This is a genomic window from Bacillus sp. FDAARGOS_527 (assembly GCF_003812125.1).
GTDB classification, from domain to species: Bacteria; Bacillota; Bacilli; order Bacillales; family Bacillaceae_G; genus Bacillus_A; species Bacillus_A paranthracis.
The window spans coordinates 765,195-779,636 of record NZ_CP033795.1; the positions used below are offsets into that span (position 1 = coordinate 765,195).

17 protein-coding genes are annotated in these 14,442 nt (G+C 36.5%); 16 read left to right on the forward strand and 1 reads right to left on the reverse strand.

All coding sequences use genetic code 11. The annotated features are described in order from the left end of the window. Positions 1–163: 163 nt before the first annotated feature. Both rpsA and EGX95_RS06335 read left to right on the forward strand, forming a co-directional pair. Positions 164–1,312: a 30S ribosomal protein S1 gene (gene rpsA, locus EGX95_RS06330; protein WP_000229564.1), complete on the forward strand. Its 1,149-nt coding sequence runs from the start codon at positions 164–166 to the stop codon at positions 1,310–1,312. A 12-nt stretch (positions 1,313–1,324) separates the two neighbouring features. Then, positions 1,325–2,374, forward strand: coding sequence for a type 2 isopentenyl-diphosphate Delta-isomerase (locus EGX95_RS06335; RefSeq protein ID WP_000251033.1), 1,050 nt, complete (start codon positions 1,325–1,327; stop codon positions 2,372–2,374). Positions 2,375–2,690: 316 nt separating this feature from the next. Here the strand turns inward: EGX95_RS06335 and EGX95_RS06340 are convergent, their stop codons facing one another. Next, positions 2,691–2,825: a YpzI family protein gene (locus EGX95_RS06340; RefSeq protein WP_000513900.1), complete on the reverse strand. Its 135-nt coding sequence runs from the start codon at positions 2,823–2,825 to the stop codon at positions 2,691–2,693. A 116-nt stretch (positions 2,826–2,941) separates the two neighbouring features. On the opposite strand from EGX95_RS06340, the gene EGX95_RS06345 reads away from it, so the two are divergent. From EGX95_RS06345 to hepT, 14 genes are all read left to right on the forward strand, one after another. Beyond that, entirely contained in the window at positions 2,942–3,553 is a 612-nt protein-coding gene (locus EGX95_RS06345; protein ID WP_000399227.1) for a YphA family membrane protein, read from the forward strand. Continuing rightward, positions 3,546–4,439 carry a YIEGIA family protein gene (locus tag EGX95_RS06350; RefSeq protein ID WP_000575282.1) on the forward strand — a complete coding sequence of 298 codons (894 nt, stop codon included), beginning with the start codon at positions 3,546–3,548 and terminating at the stop codon, positions 4,437–4,439. Before EGX95_RS06345 ends, EGX95_RS06350 begins: the two co-directional genes overlap by 8 nt. Continuing rightward, positions 4,436–4,621, forward strand: coding sequence for a capping complex subunit for YIEGIA (locus EGX95_RS06355; RefSeq protein ID WP_000979054.1), 186 nt, complete (start codon positions 4,436–4,438; stop codon positions 4,619–4,621). The genes EGX95_RS06350 and EGX95_RS06355 overlap by 4 nt, the downstream gene beginning before the upstream one ends. A gap of 124 nt (positions 4,622–4,745) precedes the next feature. After that, complete coding sequence (der, locus tag EGX95_RS06360) at positions 4,746–6,056, forward strand: ribosome biogenesis GTPase Der (protein ID WP_001125893.1); 1,311 nt, start codon at positions 4,746–4,748, stop codon at positions 6,054–6,056. A gap of 18 nt (positions 6,057–6,074) precedes the next feature. After that, positions 6,075–7,097: an NAD(P)H-dependent glycerol-3-phosphate dehydrogenase gene (locus tag EGX95_RS06365; RefSeq protein WP_000161775.1), complete on the forward strand. Its 1,023-nt coding sequence runs from the start codon at positions 6,075–6,077 to the stop codon at positions 7,095–7,097. A 115-nt stretch (positions 7,098–7,212) separates the two neighbouring features. Then, positions 7,213–7,464: a stage VI sporulation protein F gene (locus EGX95_RS06370; protein WP_000369754.1), complete on the forward strand. Its 252-nt coding sequence runs from the start codon at positions 7,213–7,215 to the stop codon at positions 7,462–7,464. A gap of 267 nt (positions 7,465–7,731) precedes the next feature. Then, on the forward strand, positions 7,732–7,935 hold the full coding sequence (locus tag EGX95_RS06375; RefSeq protein ID WP_001288998.1) for a DUF2768 domain-containing protein: 204 nt from the start codon (positions 7,732–7,734) through the stop codon (positions 7,933–7,935). Between the two features lie 48 nt (positions 7,936–7,983). Further along, a complete protein-coding gene (locus tag EGX95_RS06380) occupies positions 7,984–8,697 on the forward strand; it encodes a hypothetical protein (RefSeq protein WP_000755471.1) in 714 nt (237 codons plus the stop codon). A gap of 243 nt (positions 8,698–8,940) precedes the next feature. Further along, the gene (spoIVA, locus tag EGX95_RS06385) at positions 8,941–10,419 is read left to right on the forward strand and encodes a stage IV sporulation protein A (protein WP_000416519.1); all 1,479 of its coding nucleotides are present in this window, start codon (positions 8,941–8,943) and stop codon (positions 10,417–10,419) included. 297 nt (positions 10,420–10,716) lie between these two features. Beyond that, a complete protein-coding gene (locus EGX95_RS06390; protein WP_001043860.1) occupies positions 10,717–10,989 on the forward strand; it encodes an HU family DNA-binding protein in 273 nt (90 codons plus the stop codon). 120 nt (positions 10,990–11,109) lie between these two features. Further along, on the forward strand, positions 11,110–11,679 hold the full coding sequence (folE, locus tag EGX95_RS06395; RefSeq protein ID WP_001151482.1) for a GTP cyclohydrolase I FolE: 570 nt from the start codon (positions 11,110–11,112) through the stop codon (positions 11,677–11,679). A gap of 212 nt (positions 11,680–11,891) precedes the next feature. Beyond that, on the forward strand, positions 11,892–12,641 hold the full coding sequence (locus EGX95_RS06400) for a heptaprenyl diphosphate synthase component 1 (protein WP_002080883.1): 750 nt from the start codon (positions 11,892–11,894) through the stop codon (positions 12,639–12,641). A 29-nt stretch (positions 12,642–12,670) separates the two neighbouring features. Then, positions 12,671–13,384, forward strand: coding sequence for a 2-heptaprenyl-1,4-naphthoquinone methyltransferase (gene menG / locus EGX95_RS06405; RefSeq protein ID WP_001187667.1), 714 nt, complete (start codon positions 12,671–12,673; stop codon positions 13,382–13,384). Positions 13,385–13,415: 31 nt separating this feature from the next. Next, complete coding sequence (hepT, locus tag EGX95_RS06410) at positions 13,416–14,378, forward strand: heptaprenyl diphosphate synthase component II (protein ID WP_000776082.1); 963 nt, start codon at positions 13,416–13,418, stop codon at positions 14,376–14,378. Positions 14,379–14,442 lie beyond the last annotated feature (64 nt).

Consider the following 14,442-nt stretch of genomic DNA (forward strand, 5'->3'; position numbering starts at 1 on the left):
GATTTTGCTGTATACTATTTATATAGGTTTAATATATTTTCTAGTGAAATGTATGAAGCTTACGTATGTGATGATAAATTCTTAAACATGCAAATGAAAACAATTGTTTTCATTTCGTATATACATAAAAAATGCTTTGTCAATTCTGTAGGGAGGTATTTCCATGGTAGAGAAAATGAATGAAGAAGTTATGGATTCAAAAGAATTACAAGTTGGTGACGTTGTTACAGGTTCTGTAACGAAAGTTGAAGAGAAACAAGTGCTTGTAAATGTTGGATACAAAACAGATGGCGTAATTCCAATTAGTGAATTAGCTAACGTTCATATTGAAAAAGCAAGCGATGTTGTAGAATTAGATCAAACACTAGAATTAAAGGTTATTAAGTTAGAAGAGGATGATCTTGTATTATCTAAACGTGCTGTTGATGCAGAAAAAGCATGGGTAGAATTACAAGAGAAATTTAATTCTGGTCACGTATTTGATGTTACCGTAAAAGATATCGTGAATGGTGGATTAGTTGTGGACCTTGGTGTTCGTGGCTTTATACCAGCTTCACTTGTAGAAGTACATTATGTAGAAGATTTTACTGACTATAAAGGCAAAACATTAGCCGTGAAAATTGTTGAATTGGACCGTGAAAAAAATCGTGTAATCCTTTCGCATAAAGCGGTAGTAGAATTAGAACTAGATTCTAAGAAGAAAGAAGCAATTTCTTCATTAAAAGAAGGCGACGTTGTTGAAGGGACAGTACAACGACTAACGGATTTTGGTGCTTTCGTTAATGTTGGCGGTGTGGACGGTTTAGTTCATATTTCACAAATTTCACACGAACGTGTAGAGCAACCTTCTGAAGTATTAGAGCAAGGTCAAAAGGTAAAAGTAAAGGTATTATCTGTTGATGCTGACACACAACGTATTTCTTTATCAATTAAAGCAGCTCAACCGGGACCTTGGGAAAATGTTGGTGGCGAAGTAAAAGCTGGAGATATTCGTGAAGGAGTAGTAAAACGTCTTGTTACATTCGGTGCATTCGTTGAAATTTTACCGGGCGTTGAAGGTCTTGTGCATGTATCTCAAATTGCAAATCGTCACGTGAAAAATCCAAATGAAGTATTGGAAATGGGACAAGAAGTAAAAGTGAAAGTGCTTGAAGTTCATGTAGCAGAGAAACGTATTTCTTTAAGTATAAAAGAAGCGCTTGAGGAAAATAATGTAACTGAAGATTATAGTCAGTATGAACCGAATGCTGATTCTGCTACTTTCCAATTAAGTGACATTATTGGTGAACAACTGAAAAAATTAAAGAAATAAAGAGGGGTACAAGTGGTAAGGGCAAAACGTAAATTAGATCATATTGAATACGCTCTTTCTACTGGTCAGTCTCGTACGCATGGCTTTCATGATATTGATTTTGTGCATCAAAGCTTGCCAAATTCAAATTATGACACAATAACATGTGAAACAAAAATCGGCGAACTTTCACTAAGTTCGCCGATTTTTATCAATGCGATGACTGGTGGTGGAGGAGAGAAAACGTTACATATTAATGAGCAATTAGCATATGTAGCGAAACATCATAACCTTGCTATGGCTGTAGGATCGCAAATGGCAGCGTTAAAAGATGAAAGTGAGGCTGCTTCTTATAAGATTATTAGAAAGGTAAATCCAAATGGTATTTTCTTTGCTAATTTAGGTAGTGAGGCAACTGTTGAACAGGCAGAGCGTGCTGTTGATATGGTTGAAGCGAATGCATTGCAAATTCATTTAAATGTCATACAAGAGTTAACGATGCCAGAAGGAGACCGTGACTTTACTGGTGTACTTCAGCGTATTGAGAAAATTGTTTTAAATAGTAAAGTTCCTGTCATTGTAAAAGAAGTTGGATTTGGGATGAGTAAGGAAACAATGCAACAGTTAGCGAGCGTAGGTGTAACGGCAATTGATATTGGCGGACAAGGTGGTACGAATTTTGCTGCTGTTGAAAATGAAAGAAGACAGCGAATGCTTTCTTATTTTAATAACTGGGGCATACAAACAGCTACCTCGATTATTGAAGCAACCTCTACAAATAATAACCTCTCTTTTATTGCATCTGGGGGTATACAAACAGCGCTTGACGTAGCGAAAGCAATCGCATTAGGGGCGAATACAACTGCTTTTGCTGGATACTTTTTACGCATTTTAATGCAAGATGGCATCGAGAAGTTAGTGGATGAAATTGATCTATTACATGCAGACTTGAAATTTATTATGACAGCTCTTGGCGCGAAGACGATAGAAGAGTTACAGTCTGTTCCTCTTGTTGTAAAGGGCGAAACGTATCATTGGTTAACGCAGCGTGGAATTGATACGACGCATTATAGTAGAAGATAAAAAATCAACCGTTTGGTTGATTTTTTTGTGTTCTATTCGTTTTAGTAATATAAGGCGAGGGATATAATTAATATTCTATAAAAATAAAATTATCTATATATATGAGTATTTAATTATAAAAAATTCGACTGAAAAATGTAGATAGTGTGTAATTGAATTCTTGAATAAGGTTTAATTTTGCTAAGGGAAAAGGGAAGGGTAAAAAATAAATTGTAGAAAGATTCGCAGGTAAAATATTATTTTGATATAAATAAAAATTATGAGGGATATATGAAAGACGGTTTCGTACAATATCGAAACCGTCTTTTTGTATTTATTAGTGCTGATTTTGCTTACGAGCTTGCTCTGGTGTATCTAGTCCAGTTGCCCCTGGATATTGTAGTGATTGGTCGCGGTCAGATTCAACGCGGCGAGATTCTCTTAGTTTTCGTTCTTGACGATCTTTACCCATAATGAATAGCACCTCCTTATTAAAAGTGTTGCTGTTATATGAAAAAACTATGCGCGAAGAAAGTGGATTAACTTTCATAAAAAGTTCCCATAATGGAAAACATAGGAGGTGAAATGATGGAAGGGAGTACTTTTTATTTTGTAGCTTGGATAGGGTGGATTGTCGTAACATTTTTTATGAAAAAGGACTCTATTCGGTGGAAGATAAGCGCCTGTATATTGATTTTTATTATTTGTTCTCCGTTACATGTAACGATTGCTTCATTCACGGTATCAGTAAATGCACTTTTACTTTCTGGTATAGCTTTTATAGGACTCACGCTCTATTCTATTTGGAAAAAATTATATAGCTTACTTTCGGCACTTATTATTGCAATGTTATATACAAGTTTTCATTTGTTAGAAGTATATGATCCAATTTGGATTGTGGTGGACAGGTTGTTTTTGTTAAGTAGTGCTCTTGTATATGCATCCGTTTTATTACATGAGGATCGCATATTACGACTATATTCTCTTTATATAGGGATGTTACAGGGAGAATTGTTTGTGACGATTATTTTTCGGAAACTGCATTTTCCTTACGATTACGGTAGTTTAGCGTTTTTTGATAGCGTCGCCGTTTCTACATTTTTTATGGCAATTTTGTTTTGGATTGCGAAAGCATCAGTATATATGGAACAGTTCAAGAGAAAAACACGTAAAAGAAAGGCGAGGGTAATACATGATTGAATATACACCGGCCATTTTATGTGGCGTAATAGCGGGGACAGTAACGAGAGTGTTAATGCTCCGGACAGATACGCGGCAATATCCGACGAGGCTCCACGGGAAAATTATTCATATTGCGATGGGGTTAATTGCGGCGGCTTTAGGAGCGATTGCAATTCCGTCTATATTGAAAAAAGATTTTTCTGCCATTACGTTTCTTACGTTAGCAGCAACACAGTTTCGTGATGTGCGTAATATGGAAAGAAATACATTGCAACAATTAGATGGTTATGAGCTTGTACCACGTGGGAATACATATATTGAAGGAATTGCATTAGTTTTTGAAAGTCGCAACTATTTGGCGATGTTAACGTCGTTTGTAACGACGTTTGCTTATATAGGGTTCCGTTCATGGATTGCTGGAGTCGTTATGGCTATCATCGCATTTTTTATCGCGAAAACATTAATGTCTGGTAAGAGGTTGCATGATCTTGTTGATATCGAGCATGTTCCACTTCGTTTTGAAGGAGCGGGGCTATATATTGATAATATTTACATTATGAATATTGGATTGCCAGCAAGACAAGAGGAAATTATGAAGTATGGAATGGGTTTTATTTTAAGACCGAAATCAATTGATGCGATGGTGACAATCTCTAACTTAGGACAACGACAAGCTATTTTACATGATGTTTCTGTTGCTTTAGGGATTTATAGAGATTCTGGTACGCCGGCACTTGCGCCGCTAGCAAAGCGTGATCTAGAGGATGGCAGGGTTGGAATCTTTGTCTTACCACAAGATCAAGATGTGGAGAAAGCAATAGGTGTCATAGGGAACGTGCCGACGTTAGAAAGTGCTGTTCATATGTCATCGGAAGCCCCGAAAGGAAGGGGAGATAAGAGATGATGTTAGAAAGTGTAATTCTTGCAGTTATTACAACGACTCCGGAGAAATTTGCTGGTGGTGCCCCTCTGTTTACTTGTGAATCGACAGAGGAGTTAGAATTTGTTGCAAATAATTTAGAGGCAATTCTAGATGGCATTGCGCATCGCTTACAAGAGAATGTATATATTATTGTGAAACATTAGCAACGTGTGTTATAATGTGAGGTGTTTTGATACGCTGAGAAATATTCTGGAATGCAAATCCCTTCTTGCACAAAGAAGGGTTTTTTACATAATAAACAGAAGCAAGTTGAAAGGATGAAAGTATATGCCGAAACCAGTAATAGCAATAGTAGGCCGCCCGAACGTAGGGAAATCTACTATTTTCAATAGAATTGTTGGAGAGAGAGTTTCAATCGTAGAAGATATTCCAGGTGTAACGCGCGATCGTATTTATAGCGCTGGAGAATGGTTAAATCATGAATTTAACATTATTGATACAGGTGGAATTGATATTGGAGACGAGCCATTTTTGACACAAATTCGTCAACAAGCTGAAGTGGCAATTGATGAAGCGGATGTTATCATTTTTATGACAAATGGTCGTGACGGTGTAACAGCAGCTGATGAAGAAGTTGCGAAAATATTATATCGTTCAAATAAACCGGTTGTACTTGCAGTAAATAAAGTGGACAATCCGGAAATGCGCAGTGACATTTATGATTTCTATGCATTAGGATTTGGTGAGCCATTCCCAATTTCAGGTACACACGGATTAGGATTAGGTGACTTATTAGACGAAGCTGCACAGCATTTTCCAAAGATTGAAGAAGACGGATATGATGAAGATACAATTCGTTTCTCTTTAATTGGACGTCCAAACGTAGGGAAATCATCACTTGTAAATGCTCTTCTTGGTCAAGAGCGTGTAATTGTTAGTAATGTAGCAGGAACAACTCGTGATGCTGTCGATACACCATATAGTAAAGATGGAAAAGATTATGTAATTATCGATACAGCTGGTATGCGTAAAAAAGGGAAAGTGTATGAAAGTACAGAAAAGTATAGTGTACTTCGTGCACTAAGAGCGATTGAACGTTCTGACGTTGTTTTAGTCGTTTTAGACGGTGAAGAAGGAATTATTGAACAAGATAAAAAAATCGCTGGATACGCTCATGATTCAGGGCGAGCTGTCGTGATCGTTGTAAACAAATGGGACGCAGTGAAAAAAGACGAGAAAACAATGAAAGCATTTGAAGAAAACATCCGTGCTCATTTCCAATTTTTAGAGTACGCACCGATTGTATTCTTATCTGCAAAAACGAGAAAACGTACACAAACGTTAATACCGGTTATCGATGAGGTAAATGAAAGTCATAGTATCCGTATTCAAACGAACGTATTAAATGATGTAATTATGGATGCGGTAGCGATGAATCCAACGCCAACGCATAATGGTAGTCGTCTGAAGATTTTCTATGCAACACAAGTTGCGGTAAAACCACCAACATTTGTTGTGTTTGTAAACGATCCAGAACTATTGCACTTCTCATATGAGCGCTTCTTAAAGAATCGTTTACGTGAATCATTCGGCTTTGTAGGAACACCGATTCACATTATCGCTAGAGCAAGAGACTAATGGAGAGGATGTGATTTTATGACAAAAATCACAGTAGTTGGAGCAGGTAGCTGGGGAACAGCGTTAGCGATGGTATTAGCTGACAATGGGCATGATGTACGTATTTGGGGAAATCGTTCTGAACTTATGGATGAGATTAATACAAAACATGAGAATAGTCGATATCTCCCAGGAATTACATTGCCAAGCACAATCGTAGCCTACTCTTCTTTAGAAGAAGCATTAGTAGATGTAAATGTAGTACTTCTTGTAGTACCAACGAAAGCGTATAGAGAAGTACTGCAAGATATGAAGAAATATGTAGCGGGCCCGACTACTTGGATTCATGCAAGTAAAGGAATTGAACCTGGTACGTCAAAACGTATTTCGGAAGTGATTGAGGAAGAAATTCCAGAGGACTTGATTAAAGATGTTGTTGTACTGTCTGGACCGAGTCATGCTGAAGAAGTAGGGCTGCGTCAAGCGACAACTGTTACGTCTGCAGCAAAGCGTATGGAAGCGGCTGAGGAAGTACAAGATTTGTTTATGAATAGTTACTTCCGTGTATACACAAATCCAGATATCGTTGGAGTTGAACTTGGTGGTGCGTTAAAAAATATTATCGCATTAGCTGCTGGGATAACTGATGGTCTTGGATTAGGTGATAATGCGAAAGCGGCATTAATGACGCGTGGTTTAACGGAGATTGCTCGTTTAGGAAGAAAAATGGGTGGAAATCCGTTAACATTTGCTGGTCTAACTGGTATGGGAGACTTAATTGTAACTTGTACAAGTGTCCATAGCCGAAATTGGCGTGCTGGAAATTTGCTTGGAAAAGGACACTCTTTAGAAGAAGTGTTAGAAAGTATGGGTATGGTTGTCGAAGGTGTAAGAACAACGAAAGCTGCTCATGAATTGGCAGAAAAAATGGAAGTAGAAATGCCGATTACAGCTGCTTTATATGATGTGCTATTCAATGGGAATAATGTAAAAGATGCAGTAGGCTCATTAATGGGGCGTGTTCGAAAACACGAAGTGGAAGCTATACCTGACTTACTTTAAAGAAAAGCGACAGAAGTACATTTGTACTTCTGTCGCTTTTTATTTTTTTGGGTCTTTTCACCATTTTTTTATTTTTGCATAGGATGAAGAGTAACTTGAGGAGAGGGTGAAAAGAATGGATAACAACATTTTTAATAACATTGAAAAAGAAGCGAAAGTGAATAAAGAAGATATTTTTAAATTAGCATCATCGGTACAAAATGCGAATTTACGTGATGAGACTGTGCTTCGTCAATTGATTCATCAAGTGGCTCTTATGGCAGGACGTGAGGTGCCGAAAGAACAAGAGGATCAAATTGTAAAAGCGATTATTAACAATAATATGCCGACAGATTTTGGCTCGTTAAGCAAAATGTTTAAAAAATAAAATATGAGAAACAAAGAGTTTGTAAATTGCATATGATAGCCATGAAAGTATGGGAATAGAGCTGTTTTGGGCATATTTGGTCAACCGAAGCGAGAGGTATGCTTGCTTCGGTTTTATTTTTATCTAGACTGGTGGAAAATGCTGAAAAACCTATTGATTAAAACTACATATTCTCGATTTGTAGTAAAATGTTCTTTTTTGTATTTGTTTAAAGATTTTAATTTGTTAAAATAGTATAAAAATAGATTAATAAAAAGGGGTGTGTATATGTCGGAAGGGCTTATAAAAATGTGGTTTGCTTTAGGGGCAATTGGATTTATGTTTTTTGCAGTAAGTTTTATTTTACTAAGCAGATATAAAATAAAGAATAAAGTTTTGAAAGGGATTACAGCATTGGTAGCGTACACCCTCATGATTGTGTCAGGAATTGTTATTTTTCTTGTTGTATTTAGTGGACCTGTGCAGCAGTAAAGGGCATGGTACGGAGCGAGTTATATTAGTATGAAAAGGTGATTACTAGTGAAAAAAGTCCATATTATTTTAATATTTTGTTGTATGAGCATTTTAACAGGGTGTCTGTATCCAAAAGAAAATATGAAACAAAATGCTGTTCCTTATGAAGATCAGTTGCAGGTCGTTCAAAAAGCTGTTGCGACATTTAAGGAGCAAAATGACGGGATATTGCCAATTAAGACGCGGGATATGAATACGCCTATTTATCAAAAATATCCAATCGATTTTCAAAAGATTTCTCCGCGTTACATACAAGAAGCACCAGGGAATGCCTATGAAAGCGGGGGAGTATATCAATACGTATTAATAGACGTTGAAACAAACCCAACAGTAAAGTTAATTGATGTGAGGATGGCTGAACAAATTCAGCAATTATCATTAAAGCTTAGGATGTATCGAGATGAACATCAATATCCACCTTTTAAAAAGGTAATTTCAGATGGTGTGTATGAATTAGATTTCAAAAAACTTGGATATAAAGATGTACCGCAAGTGACAAGTCCGTATTCTGGTAAAGGCCTTCCTTTTGTAATTAATGAGCAGGGAGAAATTTATGTTGATTATAGAATCGACTTATATGAAGCGTTGAAAAAAAATGAAGGGCAATTTAAGGAGGGGGAAGATATTCGAAATATACTTTCGAAAGATTCTCCGTTTGTACCTGCGTATTCTTTACCGTATACGGTAAAGAATGGAGAACCAATTTTTTTAAAATCATAAGTCATGAACCTTTCTTTTAGTGAATAAGTTCTAGAAGAAAGGTTTTTTATGTTACACAACTTGCGATGCAAACAAAAGGTATTTTTTTAATAGTCATATGAAATTGGACAAAATTATATGATATATTGTCCGAACTTCTAGAATATCATTATATTATATCAGATATTATAGGCAACGTTAGAGAAGGTATTAGTTGACTATAAACGTGGAATTATTCCCAAAAATATTGAGGGAGGGAATCACTTGGAAAAGGTAGATATTTTTAAAGATATTGCGGAACGCACAGGCGGTGATATTTATTTTGGAGTTGTAGGAGCTGTTCGAACAGGGAAATCAACATTCATTAAAAAGTTTATGGAACTTGTAGTTATTCCTAATATTGAAAATGAGTCTGACCGTCAAAGAGCGCAGGATGAACTACCTCAAAGTGCTGCTGGTCGTACAATTATGACGACGGAACCGAAATTTGTTCCAAACCAAGCGGTTTCTATCGAAGTAGATGAAGGTCTTGAAGTGAATATTCGATTAGTAGATTGCGTCGGATATACTGTTCCAGGAGCAAAAGGTTATGAAGATGAGAATGGCCCGCGCATGATTAATACTCCTTGGTATGAAGAGCCTATTCCATTCCATGAAGCTGCAGAAATCGGAACACGTAAAGTAATTCAAGAACATTCAACAATTGGTGTTGTCATTACAACAGATGGAACGATTGGTGAAATTCCAAGAAGAGATTATATAGAGGCAGAAGAACGCGTCGTAAATGAGCTAAAAGAAGTTGGAAAACCTTTCATTATGATCATTAACACTGTACAGCCGTATCATCCAGATACAGAGCAATTGCGCCAAAGCTTATCTGAAGAATATGATATCCCAGTCATTGCGATGAGTGTTGAAAGTTTAAGGGAAACAGATGTATACAATGTACTCCGAGAGGCGTTATTCGAGTTCCCTGTTTTAGAAGTGAATGTGAACCTTCCGAGCTGGGTAATGGTACTAAATGAAGGGCATTGGTTACGCCAAAGTTATCAAGAAGCCGTTCAAGAGACTGTGAAGGATATAAAACGTCTTCGTGATGTAGACCGTGTCGTATGGCAGTTTAGTCAGTATGAATTTATTGATCGAGCGAGCCTAGCTGGCATTGATATGGGGCAAGGCGTAGCAGAGATTGATCTATATGCACCAGATGAATTATATGATCAAATTTTAAAAGAAGTAGTAGGAGTAGAAATTCGAGGGAAAGATCATTTATTGAAGCTTATGCTCGATTTATCTCATGCGAAAATAGAATACGATCAAGTGGCGGATGCTCTGCGTATGGTCAAACAAACAGGATATGGTGTAGCGGCGCCTGCGTTAGCTGACATGAGTTTAGATGAACCAGAAATTATTCGTCACGGTTCAAGATTTGGTGTGAAATTAAAAGCTGTAGCTCCATCTATTCATATGATTAAAGTAGATGTGGAGTCTACGTTTGAGCCAATCATTGGTACGGAAAAACAAAGTGAAGAACTAGTTCGTTACTTAATGCAAGATTTTGAAGATGATCCATTATCAATTTGGAATTCTGATATATTTGGACGTTCACTGAGTTCTATTGTTCGGGAAGGCATTCAAGCGAAACTATCTTTAATGCCAGAAAATGCGAGATATAAATTAAAAGAAACGCTAGAAAGAATTATTAATGAAGGATCTGGCGGATTAATTGCGATTATATTATAAGAAAAAATCCCTCTCATCGTAGAGGGATTTTTTAATTTTCGCATATAGAATAGGAAAATAAACAGATATTATCTAATATATTGTTGTAAATTGTCAAGTTTCATCAGATTTTCACATTTTAAGAGTAACAATTTCCTTAAAAATATTGAATTATAAAGGAGAATCGTATAATATAGGCGTTGATAATGATTTATCTACATCTTTGTAGTATAGAATTTGCAAAAATTGCCTACAAATGAAAGTAAGACTCATTTTATGATCATTATACAGTCTTATCTTTGGGAGGAGGTGAATGGCATGAACAAGACAGATTTAATCAATGCTGTTGCAGAAGCAAGTTCCCTTTCTAAAAAGGACGCAACAAAAGCAGTAGACGCTGTTTTTGATTCTATCTTAGAAGCTTTAAAACAAGGTGATAAAGTACAACTGATCGGATTCGGTAACTTCGAAGTTCGTGAGCGTGCGGCTCGTAAAGGTCGTAACCCACAAACAGGTGAGGAGATTGAAATCGCTGCAAGTAAAGTACCTGCATTCAAACCTGGTAAAGCGTTAAAAGATGCGGTTAAATAATCCTTACATATTAACAGGGAAGAAGAGTTTCCTTTTTGGAAACTCTTCTTTTTGCTTTTAAAAACATAAATATGCTAGAATGTGTTCGTATCACTTTTAGGTTTTCGGGAGGGCTAGCGGATGGCAAAAGTTAATTTAGAACAAATTGAACATGCAGTACGCCTTATTTTAGAGGCAATTGGAGATGATCCTAATCGAGAGGGAGTACTTGATACACCAAAGCGTGTTGCAAAAATGTACGCAGAAGTGTTCTCAGGTATGCATGAAGATCCGAAAGAACATTTACACAAAGTGTTCGGAGAAGATCATGAGGAGCTTGTACTAGTAAAAGATATACCGTTTTATTCGATGTGTGAGCATCATTTAGTTCCATTCTATGGAGTTGCTCACGTTGCATATATTCCGCAAGGCGGAAAAGTGACAGGGTTAAGTAAATTAGCTCGTACTGTAGATACAATTGCACGTCGTCCACAACTGCAAGAACGTATTACATCAACAGTAGCGAACTCTATTATGGAAGTACTAGAGCCGCATGGTGTAATGGTAGTAGTAGAAGCGGAACATATGTGTATGACGATGCGCGGTGTGAAAAAGCCAGGTGCAAAAACAGTAACAACAGCAGTACGTGGTGTGCTAGAAAATGATGCTGCAGCACGTAGTGAAATTTTATCTTTTATTAAAACGAAGTAAAGAAAAGTGGGAAACTGCTTTTCTTTTTTTTTTTTGTAAATAAATGATATAGTTTTAGCGAGGCAGAGTGAGAATAGAAAGATTACTTAAAAGAATAGAAGATGTTATGTAGTTCGGTAGAAGTTTGGAAAGAGTAGCCAAGTTTTGGTTATAGAAAATAGAGTGTATGTGTTATAATAAGTTTTATGAATTAGAAAACAAGGGTGATTTTTGTGTGTGACATCTACGGAGGGTATGCGGGTATAAGAGAGAAATTGATGGTGAAATTACGCCATCCTTATTTTATAAACTATATTGAAGAACCATTTATTGATGAAGAGAAAATCGCATTGTTATATGGTGCTTTAAAAGGTGCAAATTTACATATAGAACAAATTGAGCATTATGTAGTGACGATTATGCTTGTGCAAATTGCGCTTGATACACATGAAAGAGTATCAAATAAAGCAGGGGAAGAAGCGAATGAATCGCATAAGCGTCGCCAGTTAACAGTGCTTGCTGGTGATTACTATAGCGGGTTATATTATTACTTATTGTCTATGAATCGTGATATTGTTTTAATTCGTGCGCTTGCTGAAGGAATTAAAGAAATTAATGAACACAAAATAATGTTATATCAAAAAGCGCATAAAACGGTGGATGACATAATGGAGAGTGTAGTAATGATTGAGTCTGCACTGTTGCAAAAAACATGTGATCATTTTCATTTAGCGCATTGGAAGCCGTTTATAACATATGTACTAGGGAAAAATCGTCTCCAAAAAGAATGTGAACTACATGTTAATAAACAACATTCACCTGTTTTTCAAGCTGTTCAAGGGATTGTGAACGATAAAGCAGATGCAGAAACAGTTATGAATGGATGGATGATGAAACTTAGGAAGAAAGAAAATCAATTTTTAGAAAATCACAGAGATATAAGCGAAATAAACTCTGTGTTAAGAGATACATCGAAGACATAAGCAATTTTACATTGGAAGAAGGTACGAGCATGCAACAATCAAAAGAAGAAAGAGTACATGATGTATTTGAGAAAATCTCTGATAAATACGATGTGATGAATTCTGTAATTAGTTTTCAAAGACATAAAGCGTGGCGCAAAGAGACGATGCGCATTATGGATGTAAAACCAGGTAGTAAAGCGCTTGATGTATGTTGCGGAACAGCGGACTGGACAATTGCGCTAGCTGGAGCGGTGGGTGAACAGGGCAAGGTTGTTGGTTTAGACTTCAGCGAAAATATGTTATCTGTTGGTAAGCAAAAGGTAGAGGCGTTACAATTAAAACAAGTAGAACTTCTGCACGGGAATGCAATGGAACTTCCATTTGAAGATAACACGTTTGATTATGTAACGATTGGATTTGGTTTACGTAATGTACCGGATTATATGCACGTATTAAAAGAAATGACGCGTGTAGTAAAACCAGGTGGAAAAGTAATTTGTTTAGAAACATCTCAACCAACAATGATTGGTTTTCGACAAGGTTATATTTTATACTTTAAATATATCATGCCGTTATTTGGAAAGTTATTTGCGAAAAGTTATAAAGAATATTCATGGCTACAAGAATCTGCTAGTACATTCCCAGGTATGAAAGAATTGGCTAATATGTTCGAAAAAGCTGGACTTGAACGTGTGCAAGTGAAGCCATTTACTTTTGGGGTAGCAGCGATGCATTTAGGCATGAAACCAGAATCAAAATAGAAAAAAGAAGTTTTAGGTTAAGGTGAACAATATGAAGTTACAACTTATGTACTCTTTTTTACGATCGGATATTAATGTGATAGAAAAAGAATTAAAAAAGACAGTTGCTTCTGAACAGCCATTAGTAGAAGAGGCGGCATTACAACTTATTGAAGCTGGTGGGAAGCGAATTCGTCCTGTATTTGTGTTGCTTGCGGGGAAATTTGGAGATTATAAGTTAGATGCAATTAAGCATGTAGCTGTTGCGTTAGAACTTATTCATATGGCTTCTCTTGTTCACGATGATGTTATTGATGCTGCGTTTTTACGACGTGGTAGTGCAACTGTGAATGCGAAATGGGGAGATCGTATTGCAATGTATACAGGGGACTATTTATTCGCTAAGTCTCTTGAATGTATAACGAATATTGAAATTCCAGAGGCGCATCAGGCGCTATCGCATACCATTTTAGAAGTTTGTAAAGGTGAAATCGAACAAATTAAAGATAAGTATAACTATGACCAAAATTTAAGAACATATTTAAGAAGAATAAAGCGAAAAACCGCTTTATTAATTGCTGCAAGTTGCCAACTAGGAGCGATTGCTGCTGGCGCTAATCGTGATACGGTAAGCCGTCTGTTTTGGTATGGCTATTTCGTAGGGATGTCGTATCAAATTATTGATGACATTTTAGACTTCGTTTCTACAGAAGAGAAACTTGGAAAACCTGCTGGGGGCGATTTATTGCAAGGAAACATTACGCTTCCTGCCTTATATGCTATGGAAGATCCAATCCTTTGTAAGAAAATCAGATCTGTACATGAAAATACAACAGCGGACGAAATGAAAGAAATTATTGAAGCTGTAAAGAATAGTGCTGCTATTGATAAAGCATTTGCGTTTAGTGAACGTTATTTACATAAAGCATTAGAAATGATAAAACCACTCCCACGTGGACAAGCAAAGTATGCATTACAAAATGTAGCAAAGTATATTGGAAAACGAAAATTTTAGTGTTTTTTCTAAAAAATAAAATAATCTCTCTATTTCAAAACTATTGCACAATTGTGATAAGGGT

Excerpts from the sequence above, each read along its gene's own strand:
- EGX95_RS06350 (WP_000575282.1), top strand. The coding sequence starts at position 3,546 with ATGATTGAATATACACCGGCCATTTTATGTGGCGTAATAGCGGGGACA.
- folE (WP_001151482.1), top strand. The coding sequence starts at position 11,110 with ATGGCAAAAGTTAATTTAGAACAAATTGAACATGCAGTACGCCTTATT.
- EGX95_RS06345 (WP_000399227.1), top strand. The coding sequence starts at position 2,942 with ATGGAAGGGAGTACTTTTTATTTTGTAGCTTGGATAGGGTGGATTGTC.
- EGX95_RS06390 (WP_001043860.1), top strand. The coding sequence starts at position 10,717 with ATGAACAAGACAGATTTAATCAATGCTGTTGCAGAAGCAAGTTCCCTT.
- der (WP_001125893.1), top strand. The coding sequence starts at position 4,746 with ATGCCGAAACCAGTAATAGCAATAGTAGGCCGCCCGAACGTAGGGAAA.
- EGX95_RS06355 (WP_000979054.1), top strand. The coding sequence starts at position 4,436 with ATGATGTTAGAAAGTGTAATTCTTGCAGTTATTACAACGACTCCGGAG.
- EGX95_RS06340 (WP_000513900.1), bottom strand. The coding sequence starts at position 2,825 with ATGGGTAAAGATCGTCAAGAACGAAAACTAAGAGAATCTCGCCGCGTT.
- EGX95_RS06370 (WP_000369754.1), top strand. The coding sequence starts at position 7,213 with ATGGATAACAACATTTTTAATAACATTGAAAAAGAAGCGAAAGTGAAT.
- hepT (WP_000776082.1), top strand. The coding sequence starts at position 13,416 with ATGAAGTTACAACTTATGTACTCTTTTTTACGATCGGATATTAATGTG.
- EGX95_RS06365 (WP_000161775.1), top strand. The coding sequence starts at position 6,075 with ATGACAAAAATCACAGTAGTTGGAGCAGGTAGCTGGGGAACAGCGTTA.
- rpsA (WP_000229564.1), top strand. The coding sequence starts at position 164 with ATGGTAGAGAAAATGAATGAAGAAGTTATGGATTCAAAAGAATTACAA.
- EGX95_RS06375 (WP_001288998.1), top strand. The coding sequence starts at position 7,732 with ATGTCGGAAGGGCTTATAAAAATGTGGTTTGCTTTAGGGGCAATTGGA.
- menG (WP_001187667.1), top strand. The coding sequence starts at position 12,671 with ATGCAACAATCAAAAGAAGAAAGAGTACATGATGTATTTGAGAAAATC.